This window comes from Streptomyces sp. Rer75 (assembly GCF_013414305.1).
In the GTDB taxonomy this organism is placed as follows: Bacteria; Actinomycetota; Actinomycetes; order Streptomycetales; family Streptomycetaceae; genus Streptomyces; species Streptomyces himastatinicus.
This window is the reverse complement of sequence record NZ_CP058693.1, coordinates 9,035,388-9,050,587: the sequence shown is the minus strand read 5'-3', so window position 1 is coordinate 9,050,587 and position 15,200 is coordinate 9,035,388. Positions and strand designations below refer to the sequence as shown.

The window sequence follows — 15,200 nt, the reverse complement described above, 5'->3', positions numbered from 1 at the left end:
GCATCGTGATACATCGCTGTGGCCAAGCCGCTCCGGGCGCGGAGCGCGCCTCGTGACCCCGGGGAGGCATGCGGCCGAAGTTGTGCGCGGCCCGGGGCTGTGGGCCACCATCGTGCAATGGCGAAACTGGCGGCTGCCGGTCAAGCTCGGCGCCGTGCTGGTGGTGCCCGCGCTGCTGGCCGTCGCCCTGGGCGTCGTCCAGATCCAACGGGAAGTCGAACGCGCCAACTCGTACGCGGACATGCAGCGGCTGGTCAAGCTGCGCTCCGGGCTGATGCCGCTGCTCGGGAGCCTCCAGGAGGAGCGCACCATGGCCGCCGAACAGCTGCGGGGCGGAGGGGGCGCCGACGCGGCCACGATGCGGCGCCAGGTCCGGTCCACCGACCGCGCCCGGACGGCCCTCACCGGCAGCACGAAGCGGGCGCCCCAGCTCGACGGCGCCGCGGGGAACCGCTATCAGGACGCGGTCAAGGCCATGGGCGGGCTGACCGACCTGCGCGAGCAGGTGGCGTCGGGCAGCATCAGCTCCTGGGCCGCGGTGAACCAGTACCGCACCGCCATCAACAGCCTGCTCGACCTGGACCAGGCCCTGGGCAGCCGGTTCGGCGAACCCAAGCTGTCCGGACCGGCGTCCGCGCTGTACGACCTGGAGGCGGTCCAGGAGGAGGTCCATCTCCAGCATGTGACGCTCCTCGAGGCGATGAAGTCCGGGCAGTCCGGACAGTCCACGGACATGAACCTCGTCCGGGCGCTGGAGGAGTCCGACATCCGCCTCCAGGACAAGCTCGGCGACTTCCGGGCCGTGGCCACCCCCGCCGAGCAGAGCATGTACGAGCGGACGGTCACCGGAAAGCTGGTGAAGCGGCGCGCCGACCTCGTACGCAGCGCGCTGTCCGGGTCGCAGGGGAACGGCGCCCAGCAGGGCATCACTCCGCCGCAGGTCCCGACGTCCGAGTGGAACCGCAGCTCGGAAACCACCGTGAAGCTCCTCGGTAAGGTCGAGAAGAACCTCGCCCAGCAGCTGCGCGTGAACTCCGCCCAGTTGCAGGACCAGACCAGCAACCGGGCCGGTGCGTACTCCGTGGCCCTGCTCGCGGTGCTGCTGCTCGCGGGCTCCATCGGCTTCGCGATCGGCCGGTATCTGCTGCGGTCGCTGACCGTCCTCCGTTCCACCGCGCTCGACGTGGCCGAACACCGGCTCCCGGCCGCCGTCTCCAGCATCCGCGAGGGCGAGAAGGCGGACACCGCGGTCAGCGCCGTGCCCGTGCACACCACGGAGGAGTTCGGGCAGCTCGCCCGGGCCTTCGACGCGGTGCACGGTCAGGCCGTGCGCCTGGCCTCGGAACAGGCCGCGCTGCGCGGCGACCTGAGGGACACCCTGGTCAACCTCTCCCGGCGCAGCCAGACCCTGGTGGACCGGCTGCTGCGCCTGATGGAGCAGCTCGAACGGCACGAAGAGGACCCGGACCAGCTGGGCCACCTCTTCCAGATGGACCACCTGGCGACCCGGATGCGCCGCAACAACGAGAACCTGATGGTGCTCTGCGGCAGCACGCTGGTCCGCACCCACGGTCATCGCGTGCCGCTGGAAGACGTGCTGCGCGCCGCGGTCTCCGAGATCGAGCACTACCAGCGTGCGGAGGTGCAGCCCTCCGCCTCCGTGGAGGTGACCGGCTACGTGGCCGGTGACCTCGCCCGGATCATCGCCGAACTGCTCGACAACGCCACCGCCTTCTCCCCGCCGGAGACCCAGGTGGTCGTCAGCACCACACCGCGCCGCGACGGCTCCGCGCTGATCGAGGTGCGCGACCAGGGCATCGGCATGAGCGGCGCCGACCTGGCCAAGGCGCACCGGCGGCTGGAGGCGACCACCTCCGAGGAGGCCTCGTCCTCCCGTCAGATGGGCCTGTTCGTCGTCGGCCGCCTGGCCAACCGGCACGGCATCTCCGTGAACCTCAGCTCGGATTGGGGTGCGGGCCTGCTCGCCGGTGTGCTCGTCCCGGCCAACCTGGTACCGGGGAACCGGCCCGACGAAGCTCCCCGGGGGAACCTGCCCCGGCGCTCCGGGCCGTCGCCGACCGCTGCCAAGGCCTTCGAACCGGCGCGGCCGCGGCAGGAGTCGGGCCCCGCCACGGCGGCCCCCGCGGTGCGCGAGTCCCCCAACGGGGCCCGCCCGGCAGTCGCCGCCGACGCCGGTACGCGGTCCCCGGGTTGGGGCGGCCCCGAGCGCGCCGAGCGTCCCGACACCCCCGGGACGGGTCCGGGCTCCGAGCTGCCGCGGCGGCTGCCGCGCCGGGCACCTGCCGGGACCGACGGCCCTGGCGGAAACCGGAACGGCAACGGGACCGGCGCCAACGGGACCGGCCGCCCCGGCCCGGTCGGCAAGGACGCACCGGAGGAGTCCCGCAACGGACCGCCGCCCCTGCCGTCCAGGCCGTCCGCGCACGACAGGGCACCGGCGGACGGACCGGCCGCCCAGGACGCCCAGGACGCACAGAAGGCCCGTCAGTCCGGGCCCGGCCTGGTGCCGCCGCAGCGGTCCGGTCCGGAGGAGCAGCGCGCTCCCCGCTCGCGGTGGTTCGAGCCGCCCGCCTCGGATGCGGACGACGCGGCGCCGGCGTCGGCGGCTCCGCGTCCTCCGTCGGCGGGCACCCGACCCCCGTCGGCGAGCCCCCGACCCCAGGGGTCCTCGCGCCTCTTCACCCCTCCCGGACAGCAGACGGAGCCCCTGCCGGGCCCGGGTCCTGCCCGCACCGGGGAGAGCGCGACGGACCAGGCGGCCGACCGCCGCCCGGGCGGCTCCGCCGAGCCCTCGGACACCCAGGAGGGGGCCGACCGCACCCAGTCCGGACTGCCGAAGCGGACGCCGCGTTCGCCGCGGCCCGGTGGACGTGCCGAGCCGCGAACCGGCCCCGGCAAGGCGAAGCCGAGCCAGGACGCGGGCAGCACGCACAGCTTCCTCAGCAACTACCAGTCAGGCATCCGTCGGGCCCGTCCCGACGAGCGATAAGATCCCATCGACGAACGGGCAGGAATCAAGCCATGACCTCACCCCACCCGCGGGAGGTGAGCCAGTTCGGATGGCTGGTCACCAACTTCACCGAACGTGTTCCCAATGTGGCCCACGCCGTGGTGGTATCAGCCGACGGGATTCTGCTCACCGCCTCCAACCGGCTGGCGGACGACTACGCCGAACACCTGGCCACCGTCGCCGCAGGTGCCATCAGCCTGATCCAGGGCGCCGCGCGGTGTCTGGATACCGGCGAGGTGAAGAGCACCGTGATCCAGATGGAGTACGGACATATGCTGCTGATGTCGATCAAGGACGGCTCGTGCCTGGTGACGCTGGCCGCGCCGGACTGCGAGATCGGCCAGGTGGCCTATGAGATGGCCGTGCTCGTGGACCAGGTCGGCGAGATGCTGACCCCCGAACTGCGCGCGGAGCTCCAGGGATTCAAGCAGACGGCAGCCCACTAGCCCGGACGAGGAGATCATGAGCACCGGTGAAGGCCCTTCCGGGCACACTCGGAGAGACCAGGGAGCGGAGGACGAACAGACCTTCGCCGACGTGCTCAACGCGTTCAGTTTCGGCAAGGCACGGCGGCCGCGGAAGAGGTCCGGCTCCGCGCCGGAGCCCGCGGCCCGCCACCAGCCGGAGGAGGCGCCGCCCCCCGCTCCCCCGGAGCCGTACGCGTACCCGCCGCAGGACGAGCAGCACGCCGCGTGGGAGGGCGGACACGAGCAGCAGCAACAGGGCTCGCCCTCCTTCGTACGCGCCTATACGTGGACGGGTGGCCGCACCAGATCCCAGCATCACTTCGAGCTGGAGACCCTGGTGACGACCACCGATCTGGGGCACCAGTCCGCCGCCTTCACGCACGCCGACCACGTTCCCGTGATCGCGCTGTGCCAGGAGCCGACGTCGGTGGCGGAGGTGTCGGCCCGGCTCTCGGTGCCGCTGGGGGTGGCCAGGGTGCTGCTCGGCGACATGGCGGACCGCGGACTGATCGTCGTCCACGAGACCGGGACCGAGGAGGGCGAGGCCCCCAGCGTCGCGCTGATGGAGCGGGTGCTGACCGGACTCCGGCGGCTCTAGCCGCGCTGCCGCGGACCGTCCTGGTGCGCCAGGTCGTAGGGGCGCGGGTAGGCGGTGGGCCGGTAGTCGGTGTACCGGGGCTCGGCGGCCGGATCCTCCGTCTCCGCCGCGGAGTTGAGCGTGTCCGGCGAGGTGTCCCAGCGGCCGGTGGACAGACGCCGCTCCAGCGCGTGTACGGCGGCGAGCGTCTCGCCGGTGCCGAAGGTGCAGTGGCCCGGCCCGTCGACGTACGCCTGGCGCAGCAGCCCCGCGGATCCGCCGGCGGTGGCGGCCCGGCGGTAGGCGCTCTCGGCCTGCACGGGGATCAGCCCGTCGCCGGTGGTGTGGATGTTCAGCTGCGGGTCGGTCAGCCTGCCGGTGAAGGCGCTGGTGTGCCGCATCCAGGCCACGGCCCGCGGGTCGGCGCTGGTGCGGGGAGCGCGATTGAGTGCCGTGAGGTCGTCGCGCAGCGTCAGCCCCGCCTCCTTGTACAGCTCGGTCACCTCCTTGTACACCGAGGAGTGGCGCAGCATCGCCGCATAGTCGACGCCCGTGTTCCAGGACGGGTTACCGCCCGCGCGGGACTCGGCCTCCTGCCGCCAGGAGAACGCGGCGGTCTGGAGCAGTCCGGCGACCGCCGCGTACTGGTTCTTCTGCTGTCCGGCCCAGTCGGCCGGGCCGGGCTTCGGCTGTGACGGGTCGTTGTGGCCGGGGATGTTGTGCAGGGCGGCGGCGAGCGCGATGCGGGCCCGGCCCTGCGGCGTCTGCTGGGCCGCGGTCAGCTTCCCGGTGAGGGCGCTCGCGGCGCTCTTGGCGTCCGCCTGGTCGGCGAAGCCGGTGAGGCGGATGCCGGAGTCCGGCGCGAGGAGGGTCTTCAGCGCGAAGACGGGGTCGAGGGTGCTGTTCCAGTTGGCGATACCGCCCTGGACGAGGCCGCACATCGACAGCGAACCGTCGATCCGGTCGGGGTGCCGTTCGGCGATCGTGGTGGTGACGAACCCGCCGTACGACTGGCCCCAGGCGAGGGTCTGCCGGGCCGCGCCGAACCGCTGCGTGAACAGGTCCAGCGTGGCCAGCTGGTCGGGCACCGCGTCCGCCACGGCCCAGCCGGTCGTGGCGTACGAGGAGCCGATGAGTGCGTAACCCTGGTCCAGAAGCCGGGCGCGGGCCGCCGAACTCGGCGCGTTCTGGGCGGGGTTGGGGCTGCCCTGCGGGTTGTAGCCGTGGCTGAACAGCAGCACGGTGCCGTTCCATCGCGCGGGCATGTCCATCATGTACGCGGCCCCGGACGCCAGGTGGCCTTCCAGGTGTTCGCCCTCGGCGCTCGCGGCCTGCGCGGGCAGGGCGGTGGCGGCGAGCACGGCGGTCGCGGCGAGGGCGAGGGCGCGGGGCTTCACTGGCGGACTCCTTCGGCAGCGGGAACATCGGCGGAAGTGGTGGCAGTGGTGGGGTTGTCGAGGGTGTCGGCGTGGGTCTCGCGCAGCCGCCACACGGTGAGCGCGGTGATGGCCGCGCCGCCGCACAGCAGCAGCGAGAGCGGGGTGCTGCTGCCGCCGTAGGCCGCCAGCAGACTGCTCGCGATCATCGGTGAGAAACCGGCCCCGACCAGGGTCGCGAGCTGGTAGCCGAGGGAGGCGCCGGTGTAGCGGACCCGGGTGCCGAACATCTCGCTGAGCAGGGCCCCGAGCGGTCCGTACATGGTGGACTGCGCCACGCCGTGACCCAGCGCCAGGGCCAGGATCAGCAGCCCGGGCGATCCGGAGTCGACCAGCGCCAGGACGGGGAAGGCCAGCGCGGCGGACGCGACGGCCCCGGCGAGCACGACCGGGCGGCGGCCCACCCGGTCGGACAGCGCGGAGGCGGCGGGCAGCGCGAAGAGTGCCACGGCGGAGGCGACCGTCACGGCGGTGAGCACCTGCGGCCGGGTGTACCCGTGGCGGACGGCGTAGGAGATCATGAAGCTGGTCAGCAGCGCCTGTGCCGTGAACGCGCCGATGCCGACGCACCCGGCGAGCAGCAGCGGACGGGGGCGGCGCAGCACCTCGGCGAGCGGGGGCCTGTCCTGCGCCCGCGTGTCCTCCGGCCGCGTCCGGGCCTCGGTGAACAGCGGGCTCTCCGCCACGCGCAGCCGTACGAACAGCCCGACGGCGAGCAGCGCCACGCTCAGCAGGAACGGCACCCGCCAGCCCCAGGTGCGGAACTCGTCGTCCGGCAGGGTCGAGACGATCGTGACCACGCCCGCGGAGAGCATCGAGCCGAGCGGGGCGCCGAGCTGGGTGAAGCTCGACCACAGGCCGCGGCGGCGCCGGGCGCCTCCGGTGCGTTCGGCGTGCTCGACGACCATGAGCATGGCGCCGCCCCACTCACCGCCGATCGCGAGGCCCTGCACGACGCGCAGGGCGACCAGCAGCACCGGCGCCCAGACGCCGATCGCGTCGTAGGTCGGGAGCAGCCCGATGAGGAAGCTACAGGTGCCCATCAGGACCATCGTGAGCAGCAGCATCGACTTGCGGCCGAGCCGGTCGCCGAAGTGTCCGAAGACGATGCCGCCGAGCGGCCGCGCCAGGTATCCGGCGGCGAAGGTGCCGAACGCGGCGATGGTGCCGACCGCGGGGTCGGCCTCGGGGAAGAACAGCTCGCCGAAGACGAGCGCGGCGACCGTGCCGTACACGAGGAAGTCGTAGAACTCGACCGCGGTGCCGAGCAGGCCGGACAGTGCGACGCGGCGCAGTTGCCGGGAATCCGGGGGCGGCGGGGGAACGGGGACGGGGGCTGGCTGCACGGGGAGCTCCCTGGTGCCGTCGGGGGTGGCATCGAGGCGGTGCCGGTATTCCCGCGAAGGTAGGCAGATTCCCGACCGCGGTCAATGTTCTGCACAACATTTGTCCGCGACGCACAGCCTCGCGGACACACAACGTCCCGAACGGACAGCCTCGCGGCCCCTCACAGCAGTGAGCAGCGCCCCGCGGGGGCTTCGAGGAGTGTGGGGCGCCTAGGGGGTGTCTTGTCGATCAGGCCGGCATGATCGGCAAGACACCCCCTAGCGCACCGGCACCAGGTCGAGCAGGCGTTCCGCCGCCACCCGCGCGCCCGGCGTGAGGCGCTCGTGGACCGCGCGGAACGTCTTCTCGGCCTGCTCGGCGGGCCAGTCGTCGGGCAGGTGCTTGACCGGGAGCCGCGGGTCCTGCCGGATGATCCGCAGCCACTCGGTGGACAGCCGCAACCGCGCCACCAGCGCTTCCTCGGCCCCGGCTGACGCGTGCTCCTGGGGCTGCCAGCGGCGTACGAACTCCTCGTACCGCCCGGCCAGCGCGGGCAGCTCCCAGGTCTCCTCGATCATCGCGCCGATGTCCATGCCCGCGTCGGCGTGGGCACGGAACACCTTCACGTGCGCGGCCAGGCCCAGCTCGTTGAGGATCGGGCCCACCTCCACCTCGCCCTGCGCGATCCACAGCCCGCTGAACAGCGGCCCGAAGCCGCTCCAGGTGAGCTGCGAGCGGAGGTCGTGGCGCTGGCGCTGCCAGGACTCGGGCAGGGAGAAGCCGAGCAGGGTCCAGGTGCCGTCCCAGTTCCGGTTGACGGCGCCGGTCTGCCAGATGCGGCCCTCGCCGTCCCGCAGCACCGCCTCCGAGCGCTCGGTGAGCCCGAAGTACATGCGTCGCCCCTCGCGCTGCCGCCGCAGCAGGCCGCGCCCGACCATGCGGGTGAGCGTCGAGCGGGTCGCGTGTTCGCCGACACCGGCGCGGCCGAAGAGGTCGATGACGCTCCCCGAGTACACGCACACGTCCCGGCCCAGCACCCAGTCCCCCAGGAAGGTGAGCATCAGCGACTGGGGCCGGGGGGCGGCATCAGCAGTGGTCACGCAGCCCACGGTACGCGCACTCCCCCGGATCATGGTGCGGGTGGCTCCCGGCAGGAACCGGGGCCACCCCCTGTTGTCCCCAGGAGCCGGGGCACTACAGTCTGATCACCGTGTCAACTCCCTTTAATCTCAACCCAATCGGCGAACCCTGGCCCTCCGTCCGGACGCCCTGGCCCGACCGCAGCGCCCCGCTGTACGGCCCGGCCTTCGCGCAGGACCCGAGCGCCTACTACGACAGCCTCCGCAGGGCCTTCGGCCCCATCGCGCCGGTGGCGCTGGAGGAGACCGGTGCCTTCCGCGGCTATCTGGTCCTCGACCACGCGCACCAGCTGGAGATCCTCCAGAACCAGGACCGGGTGTGGACGCGCGACTCCCGCTGGTACCGCGACCTGTCCGACGGCGTCCTCCCCCTCGACCACCCCCTCATCCCGCAGTTCGCCTACCGGCGCAGCCGGCTGTACGCGGAGGGCGGAGAACACGCGCGGCTGTCCGGCCCCGGCAACAAAGCCCTGGCCGAGCTGGACCTGCTCGGCACCCGCGACCTCATCGCGGATCTCGCGGACCAGCTCATCGCCGGGTTCTTCACCGGCGGGGAGCCGCGGGAGACGTGCGAGGTGGACCTGCTCGGCCAGTACGCCCTCCAGCTGCCCCTGCTGGTCATGATGCGGCTGATGGGCATGGACGAACACAGCGCGCTGGCCACCGGCAACGCCCTCCACGAGATGCTCAGCGGCGGCCCCGGCGCCCAGCGCGCCGCCGAGGAGCTGGACGGCCGGATGCGCGCCCTGGTGGCCCAGAAGCGCGACGACCCCGGGCCCGATCTGGTGTCGTGGATGCACCACCACAACCAGGAGGCGGGCCTGGACCTCGACGAGCTGAGCGAGGACGTCTGGCTCCAGATCGTCGCGGGACGCGGCGCCAGTACGACGTGGATCTGCAACACCGTGCTGGAGCTGCTGACCAACCCGGCGCTGCACAAGGAACTCGCCTCCGCGATCTGTAGCATGGACGAGGCCATGAACCACGTCATGTGGATCAACGCCCCCATCCAGAACCTCATCGGCCGCTGGGCGACCCGGGCCACCACCCTCGGCGGATACCACCTGAACGTCGGCGACATGGCGATCATCAGTCTCGGCGCCTCCGGCGCCGACCCCGCCATGCGGTCCGCGGGCACCTCCGTCTCCCGGACCAACAAGGCCCACCTCGCCTGGGGTGCGGGCGAACACGGTTGCCCCGCGCGCGACTTGGGAAGCCTCATCGTGCGTACCGGCCTCGAATGCCTGTGGGAGCGGCTTCCCGGCATGCAGCTCGCCGTACCGCAGGAGCGGCTGGTCTGGGACCTGCCGTACATCGCCCGGTCCCCGTCCTCCCTTCCCGTGACGATCCCCAGCCCGCCGACGGACGTGTTGGCCGATGTGAGAAACGGACAGCAGCAGCAATGGACGCGACAGCACACGTTCGTATCGAGCCCGCCCCGGCCGACCTCCACGGAGGCGAGGGAGCAGCCCTCAGAGCGGCAGGGCCGGTTGCCACTGTGGCGCTCCCTGGTGGCGTGGTGGCCAAGGCGGTGACCACGCGGGAGGCGGGGCTGCGGGTGCTGAGCGACCCGCGGTTCGCCAAGGACATCCAGCACTGGGAGGCGTACCGGCACGGACGGATCCCCGCGGACTGGCCGCTGCTGTTCATCGTGGAGGGCAAGGGACTGCTCACCACCGACGGCGACACCCACCGCCGTCTGCGGCGGCCCGTCCAGCGCGCCATCTCACCGCGCCGGGTGGAGGCCCTGCGCCCCCGGGTCGAGGACGTCACCCGCCGCCTGCTGTCCGGCCTGGCCACCGCCCCGGCCGGGCAGGAGACCGACCTGCTGCGGCACTTCGCCCTCCCGCTGCCGCTGGACGTCATCTGCCTGCTGCTCGGTGTGCCCGACGGTGGGACGCTCCGCGACGAACTGCACGAGCTGTCGATGGCGGCGATGAACTCCGAGGCGAGCGTCGAGGAGATCACGGGCACCGTGGGGCGGCACTTCCCCGCCACCCTGATGTCGCTGATCGAGCGGAAGCGCGCCCGGGGCGACCGGGACGACCTCACCATGGATCTGGTGGCCGCGCTGGACGCCGGGGAACTCAGCGAGGCCGAGGTCATCGGCAACCTGGTGGTCACCGTCATCGGCGGGCACGAGACCACGGTCAATCTCATCTGCCACGCCGTCAGGGGCCTGCTGACGCACCCCGAGACGCTGGCCGCCGCGCGCGCCCGGCAGGAGGCGGGCGACGATCCGTGGCCCGATGTCGTGGAGGAGGCCCTGCGCTGGGAGTCCCCCGCCCGCCATGTGATGTTCCGCTACGCCACGGAGGACGTCGAGGTCGACGGCGACGTCATCCGCGCGGGGGAAGCGGTGTTCGTCCCGCTCGCGGCCATCCAGCGCTGCCCCCACGCGTTTCCCGAGCCGGACCGGTTCGACCCCGGGCGCTATGCGTCCGGCCGCGCCGCCGGTCACCTCGCCTTCGGGGCCGGTGCCCACCGCTGCCCGGGCGCGCCGCTGGCGCGGCTGGAGGCGGAGATCGCCCTGCGGCGGCTGTTCGAGACGTACCCCCGGCTCGCCCTCGTGGACCGGCCCGTCTCCCGGGTCCCGGCCCTGGGCATCAACGGCTGGAAGGAGCTTCCGGTCGTTCTGCGTCCCTGAACGGAGTCCCTGCCAGGTGCGGCGATGCGGGGAACGGCCGACGGCCCCGGCCCTCGGGGGAAGGGACCGGGGCCGTCGGTACGCCCGCGCCGGTGGGCGCGGGAGTCACCGCGAGCAGATCACTCCTGCTCCATCGCCAGCACCAGCTTGCCGGTGGTGCGGCCGCTTTCGAGACGGCGGTGGGCCTCGGTGGCGTCCCGCAGCGGCAGCACCTGGCCGACGTCCACGCGCAGTTCGCCGTCGAGGACGGCGCCGACGGCCTGCCGCAGCACGGAGGACACGGCCTCGGGACGCTCACCGCTCAGCGCGCCGAGGTTGAAGCCGAGGACGCCCTTGCCGCTGAACCACAGCTCGTTCGCGCTGAACGGGACGTCGTCCGCACCCGAGGCGTTGCCCATGGCGACCAGGCGCCCGCCCTGTGCCAGCGCGTCGAGGCTCGCCCGGCGGGCCGCGCCGCCAACCGGGTCGACGGCCACGTCGAAGCCCCGCCCGTCGGTGAGACCGGCCACGGCCCCGGGGAGGTCGTCGCGCAGGACGACCTTGTCGTAGCCGAAGGCGGTCGCGGCCTCGATCTTGTCCGGCGAGCCCACCGTGCCCACGACCTGGCCCGCGCCCAGCAGCCGGGCCACCTGGCCGAGCTGGCTGCCCGCGCCCCCGGCCGCGGCGTGCACCAGCACCCGCTCGCCCTTGCGCAGCCGGGCCACCTCGCCCAGGACCAGCCACGCCGTGGTGCTGTTGGAGGGGACGGCGGCCATCAGCGCCCGGTCGGCGTCGTCCGGCAGCGGGGCGACCAGGTGTGCGTCGGTCACGGCGACCGCGCCGTAGCCACCGCCCATGGTCATGGTCAGGGCCGTGACCGACTGGCCCACCCGCAGCCCGCTGACCCCGTCGCCGAGGGCGCGGATCCGCCCCGCGGCCTCGATGCCGGGTACGTACGGCAGCGGAACGTCCACCGCGCCCTGCCGGAACAGGATCTCGGCGTAGTTCACCCCGGCGTGGGTCACATCGATGGCGACCTGGCCGGGGCCGGGCACCGGCGCCTCGGCCTCGGTGTACTCCAGCACCTCGGCTCCGCCGAAACGGGGGATGGTCACAGCGCGCATGGCACGTCACTCCTCAACAGCAACAGGGGAAAACGAACAAGGGGAAATGAGAGAGGTGTTCAGGTGGCGACGGCCTCGGCGTCGCGCTCGCCCTCCGGTGCCGCGGCGACGGGCTTCGCCGCCCTCGACCGCAGCAGCAGCGCCGTGGCGGCGGCGGACACCAGGCACAGCCCGGCGAAGATCCACAGCGTGAGGTGGAGCGCCTCCGGGAAGCGCGGGCCGGACAGCCGTCCTCCGGTACGGGCCGCCAGGACGGCCCCGACGACGGCGATGCCCAGCGTCTCCGCGGTCAGCTTCGCGGTGTTGAAGGTGCCCGCGGCGGCCCCGGCGTGTTCGGAGGGGACCGCGTCGACCGCCAGCCCGTCGAGCAGCCCCTGCGCGACGGCCACGCCGATGCCCGTCACCACCAGGGCCGGGAGCAGCGAGGATCCCGTCGCCAGCCAGGCCGATCCGGCGGCCACCAGCACCAGCGAGGCCACCACCTGCACCGAGCCGGGAATCCAGCGGACCAGCGCCCCGCAGATCAGCGGGATGAACAGGACCGGGCCGGTGAGCGCCACCATGGACAGCCCGGCCTCGCCGGTGCTCATGCCCGCGACGGCGTGGAAGTAGGCGGGCAGATAGGTGAGCAGCGGGCCGAACAGCCCGACCACGGCGACCACGGCGAGGCAGAGGCCCAGGAAGCGGCCGGTGCCGAAGAGCCGGAAGTCGAGGAGCGGTTCGGCGACCCGTCGCTCGACGGCCACGAACGCCCCGGACAGCACCACCGAGGCGATGAGCGAGCCCGCCACCGCCACGCTGCCCCAGCCCAGTTCGGGGCCCTCGACCAGAGCGAAGATGAGCAGCAGCAGGGCCAGGGTGAACAGCGTGCCGCCCGCCCGGTCCAGCTGGCCGCGCGCGGTGGCGGGCCGGGAGGCCGGGAGGGAGCGGTAGAAGGCGACGCAGCCCAGGCCGATGACGCCGGGCAGGGCGAACGCGGACCGCCAGCCCCAGCTGTCCACCAGCAGGCCGGCCAGCGTCGGCCCGAAGGCCAGGCCGATGCCGATCGTGGTGCCGAACAGGCCGAACACCTTGGACCGGGCCTGGCCCGTGAACGCCTCGGCGAGCACGGCGCTGGCGCCCGTGGTGGTCGCGGCCGCGCCGATCCCGGAGATCAGCCGCGCCACGTCCAGCACCACGATGTCCTGGGCGACGGCGCTGATCAGCGCGCACACCGCGAAGAGGGCCACGCCGGACACGAAGACCCGGCGGCGGCCGAGCCGGTCCGCGAGGGCACCGGTGATCAGCATGAATCCGGCGAAGGTGGCGCTGTACGCGTTGACCACCCACTGGGTGGCGGCCAGGCTCGCGTCGAGCTGCTCACTGATGTCGGTGAGCGCCACCGAAGCGCCGGTCAGGGTGAAGGGAACGAGAAAGACCGCCACCAGTGGCAGCAGCAGCGTCCCGGCGCGACGCATCATCACATCCAATTCGCGGTGGGGGGCGGGGCATTTACCTGACACGGGGCTCACCCCGTGTACCCACCACTGTGTCCGCTTCCGCTCATGGCCCACTCACGCCGGACTCACGCCTTCCGGTGGATACGGATCAGCCGTGTCAGACTCGCCTGCGGCGGCGGTGACCTGAGACCCGCCGCGAGTTGGGACCGCATTCTCTCCAAGCGCAAATGAGGTGCAAGGAAATCCATGCGCAGGACATCGCTGGGATCGACCGGTATATCCGTCAGCAGGTTCTGTCTCGGCACCATGATGCTGGGGTCGTGGGGTAACGCCGATCATTCCGACTGTGTGCGTCTTGTCCACACGGCGCTCGACGCCGGCGTCAACTTCATCGACACCGCGGACATGTACGCCGGGGGCGAGACGGAAGAAATCGTCGGCAAGGCGCTCAAGGGGCGCCGGGACGATGTGGTGCTGGCCACCAAGGTGCACTTTCCGATGGGCGACGACCCGAACCACGGCGGGAATTCCCGGCGGTGGATCAGGCGGGAGGTCGAGAACAGTCTGCGCCGCCTCGGCACGGATTACATCGACCTGTACCAGATACACCGGCCGGATCCGTCGACGGACATCGATGAAACGCTGTCGGTGCTGTCCGATCTGGTGCGGGAGGGGAAGGTGATGGCCATCGGGTCGTCCGACTTCTCCGCCGAGCAGATCGTGGAGGCCCGGTGGACGGCGGAGCGCCGCGGCCATGTGCCGTTCCACACAGAACAGCCCCCGTACTCCCTGTTCATGCGGGGTGTCGAGCGGTCGGTGCTGCCCACCGCGCAGCGGTACGGCATGGGGGTGATGACCTGGAGCCCGCTGGCCAGCGGCTGGCTGACCGGCCGCTTCCGCAAGGGGCGCGGTGACGGCATCGGCGAACTGGGCTCGTTCCGCAGCGACATGATTCCGTACAAGTTCGACCAGTCACTGCCGGGCAACGCGCGCAAGCTGGCCATCGTCGAGGAGCTGGTCGAGCTTGCCGCCGAGTGCGGACATCCGGTGTCCCACCTGGCGGTGGCGTTCGTGCTGACGCACCCGGCCGTCACGTCGGTCATCATCGGGCCGCGGACGGTCGAGCAGTTGACGGACCTGCTGGCCGGTGCGGAGGTGACGCTGGACGACGCGGTGCTGGACCGGCTGGACGCGCTGGTGGCGCCGGGGACCGACCTCAATCCGTCGGACGCCGACTACACGCCCCCGCACTTCGCCGACGCCTCCCTCCGGCGTCTGCCCGCGGGGCGGCGCGGGGCCTGAACGCCTGAAGATGCTTTCGGCCCGGGAAATCGGCGGTGCGCCGCCGATTTCCCGGGCCGTGTCGTCGTCTCGCGCGTTCAGCGCCGGGAGGAATCCGTGATGCCTCCGAGCAGATGGCCCAGGACTTCCTGGAGTTCATCGTTCAGCGATCCGGCGTCAGCGGAACTCCGCTGATAGCACCAGCGGTAGAGCGCCCCGAGATACAGATCGCGCAGCACGTTCCCCACGAGGTTCGACGACAGGTTCTCGGCCAGTTCACCGGTGTGGCACCCGGTTTCCACGATCTCCGAGAAGATGTCCGCCATATACGGGTCCTCCTGGATCGGACGACCCGCCTTCACCCATGCGGTGAGCATGGCCACCGTGAGGTCACGCTCTTCCTCGTTGATCCGCCCCAGAACGGACACGCACTGTTTCAGCTGCGCGACTGCACCGGCCCCATAGGACCGGGTCTCCGCGAGATGCGTCATGAGTTTCGCCCGCCGCCGTTCGCTCCAAGCGCCGATGAGATCTTCCTTGCGGGGAAAGTAGTTGAAGAAGGTTCCCCGCGCCACATCGGCACGCTCCGCGATGTCGTCGATGGAGGTCTGGTCGTAACCCTTCTCGCTGAAGAGCTCCAAAGCCGCCGTATACAGCCGTTCCTTGACCCGCTGCTTGTTGCGCTCCCGGCGACCCGCGGGCGGCGCCACTGACGCCGTTGAGTCCATATCGATCCGTCTCCGTCCCTTGATGA

Annotated in this window: 12 protein-coding genes; 6 read left to right on the top strand and 6 right to left on the bottom strand. The window is 72.0% G+C overall.

Annotation, left to right across the window (positions count from 1 at the left end):
• Positions 1 to 52 precede the first annotated feature (52 nt).
• From HYQ63_RS38450 to HYQ63_RS38440, 3 genes are read left to right on the top strand one after another with little or no spacing between them, the layout of a single operon-like run.
• Positions 53 to 3,010, top strand: a complete 2,958-nt coding sequence (locus tag HYQ63_RS38450) for a nitrate- and nitrite sensing domain-containing protein (protein ID WP_179938290.1) — start codon at positions 53 to 55, stop codon at positions 3,008 to 3,010.
• Between the two features lie 32 nt (positions 3,011 to 3,042).
• Positions 3,043 to 3,477, top strand: a complete 435-nt coding sequence (locus HYQ63_RS38445; protein WP_179938289.1) for a roadblock/LC7 domain-containing protein — start codon at positions 3,043 to 3,045, stop codon at positions 3,475 to 3,477.
• A gap of 16 nt (positions 3,478 to 3,493) precedes the next feature.
• Positions 3,494 to 4,096, top strand: coding sequence for a DUF742 domain-containing protein (locus tag HYQ63_RS38440; RefSeq protein WP_179938288.1), 603 nt, complete (start codon positions 3,494 to 3,496; stop codon positions 4,094 to 4,096).
• On the opposite strand, the gene HYQ63_RS38435 is transcribed toward HYQ63_RS38440, so the two are convergent.
• The 3 genes from HYQ63_RS38435 to HYQ63_RS38425 all read right to left on the bottom strand — a co-directional run bounded on the left by HYQ63_RS38435 (position 4,093) and on the right by HYQ63_RS38425 (position 7,937).
• Positions 4,093 to 5,472, bottom strand: a complete 1,380-nt coding sequence (locus HYQ63_RS38435; RefSeq protein ID WP_179938287.1) for a S9 family peptidase — start codon at positions 5,470 to 5,472, stop codon at positions 4,093 to 4,095. The genes HYQ63_RS38440 and HYQ63_RS38435 overlap by 4 nt on opposite strands.
• Positions 5,469 to 6,857: an MFS transporter gene (locus tag HYQ63_RS38430; RefSeq protein WP_179938286.1), complete on the bottom strand. Its 1,389-nt coding sequence runs from the start codon at positions 6,855 to 6,857 to the stop codon at positions 5,469 to 5,471. The genes HYQ63_RS38435 and HYQ63_RS38430 overlap by 4 nt, the downstream gene beginning before the upstream one ends.
• 258 nt (positions 6,858 to 7,115) lie before the next feature.
• Entirely contained in the window at positions 7,116 to 7,937 is an 822-nt protein-coding gene (locus HYQ63_RS38425; RefSeq protein ID WP_373689180.1) for a PaaX family transcriptional regulator C-terminal domain-containing protein, read from the bottom strand.
• 110 nt (positions 7,938 to 8,047) lie between these two features.
• Between HYQ63_RS38425 and HYQ63_RS38420 the strand changes: the two genes are divergently transcribed.
• Together HYQ63_RS38420 and HYQ63_RS38415 are read left to right on the top strand one after the other, a co-directional pair.
• Positions 8,048 to 9,511, top strand: a complete 1,464-nt coding sequence (locus HYQ63_RS38420) for a cytochrome P450 (protein WP_257232416.1) — start codon at positions 8,048 to 8,050, stop codon at positions 9,509 to 9,511.
• Positions 9,508 to 10,623, top strand: a complete 1,116-nt coding sequence (locus HYQ63_RS38415) for a cytochrome P450 (RefSeq protein ID WP_257232415.1) — start codon at positions 9,508 to 9,510, stop codon at positions 10,621 to 10,623. Before HYQ63_RS38420 ends, HYQ63_RS38415 begins: the two co-directional genes overlap by 4 nt.
• A gap of 119 nt (positions 10,624 to 10,742) precedes the next feature.
• Here HYQ63_RS38415 and HYQ63_RS38410 read toward each other — a convergent pair whose 3' ends face one another.
• Together HYQ63_RS38410 and HYQ63_RS38405 are read right to left on the bottom strand one after the other, a co-directional pair.
• Entirely contained in the window at positions 10,743 to 11,726 is a 984-nt protein-coding gene (locus HYQ63_RS38410; protein ID WP_179938284.1) for a zinc-binding dehydrogenase, read from the bottom strand.
• A 59-nt stretch (positions 11,727 to 11,785) separates the two neighbouring features.
• Positions 11,786 to 13,186, bottom strand: coding sequence for an MFS transporter (locus HYQ63_RS38405; RefSeq protein ID WP_179938283.1), 1,401 nt, complete (start codon positions 13,184 to 13,186; stop codon positions 11,786 to 11,788).
• A 225-nt stretch (positions 13,187 to 13,411) separates the two neighbouring features.
• Between HYQ63_RS38405 and HYQ63_RS38400 the strand changes: the two genes are divergently transcribed.
• Positions 13,412 to 14,467: an aldo/keto reductase gene (locus HYQ63_RS38400; protein ID WP_179938282.1), complete on the top strand. Its 1,056-nt coding sequence runs from the start codon at positions 13,412 to 13,414 to the stop codon at positions 14,465 to 14,467.
• A 77-nt stretch (positions 14,468 to 14,544) separates the two neighbouring features.
• On the opposite strand, the gene HYQ63_RS38395 is transcribed toward HYQ63_RS38400, so the two are convergent.
• Positions 14,545 to 15,174 carry a TetR/AcrR family transcriptional regulator gene (locus HYQ63_RS38395; protein ID WP_123100488.1) on the bottom strand — a complete coding sequence of 210 codons (630 nt, stop codon included), beginning with the start codon at positions 15,172 to 15,174 and terminating at the stop codon, positions 14,545 to 14,547.
• Positions 15,175 to 15,200 lie beyond the last annotated feature (26 nt).

Coding starts and splice junctions, on each gene's coding strand:
- HYQ63_RS38445 (WP_179938289.1), top strand. CDS start 3,043: ATGACCTCACCCCACCCGCGGGAGGTGAGCCAGTTCGGATGGCTGGTC.
- HYQ63_RS38440 (WP_179938288.1), top strand. CDS start 3,494: ATGAGCACCGGTGAAGGCCCTTCCGGGCACACTCGGAGAGACCAGGGA.
- HYQ63_RS38410 (WP_179938284.1), bottom strand. CDS start 11,726: ATGCGCGCTGTGACCATCCCCCGTTTCGGCGGAGCCGAGGTGCTGGAG.
- HYQ63_RS38405 (WP_179938283.1), bottom strand. CDS start 13,186: ATGATGCGTCGCGCCGGGACGCTGCTGCTGCCACTGGTGGCGGTCTTT.
- HYQ63_RS38400 (WP_179938282.1), top strand. CDS start 13,412: ATGCGCAGGACATCGCTGGGATCGACCGGTATATCCGTCAGCAGGTTC.
- HYQ63_RS38395 (WP_123100488.1), bottom strand. CDS start 15,174: ATGGACTCAACGGCGTCAGTGGCGCCGCCCGCGGGTCGCCGGGAGCGC.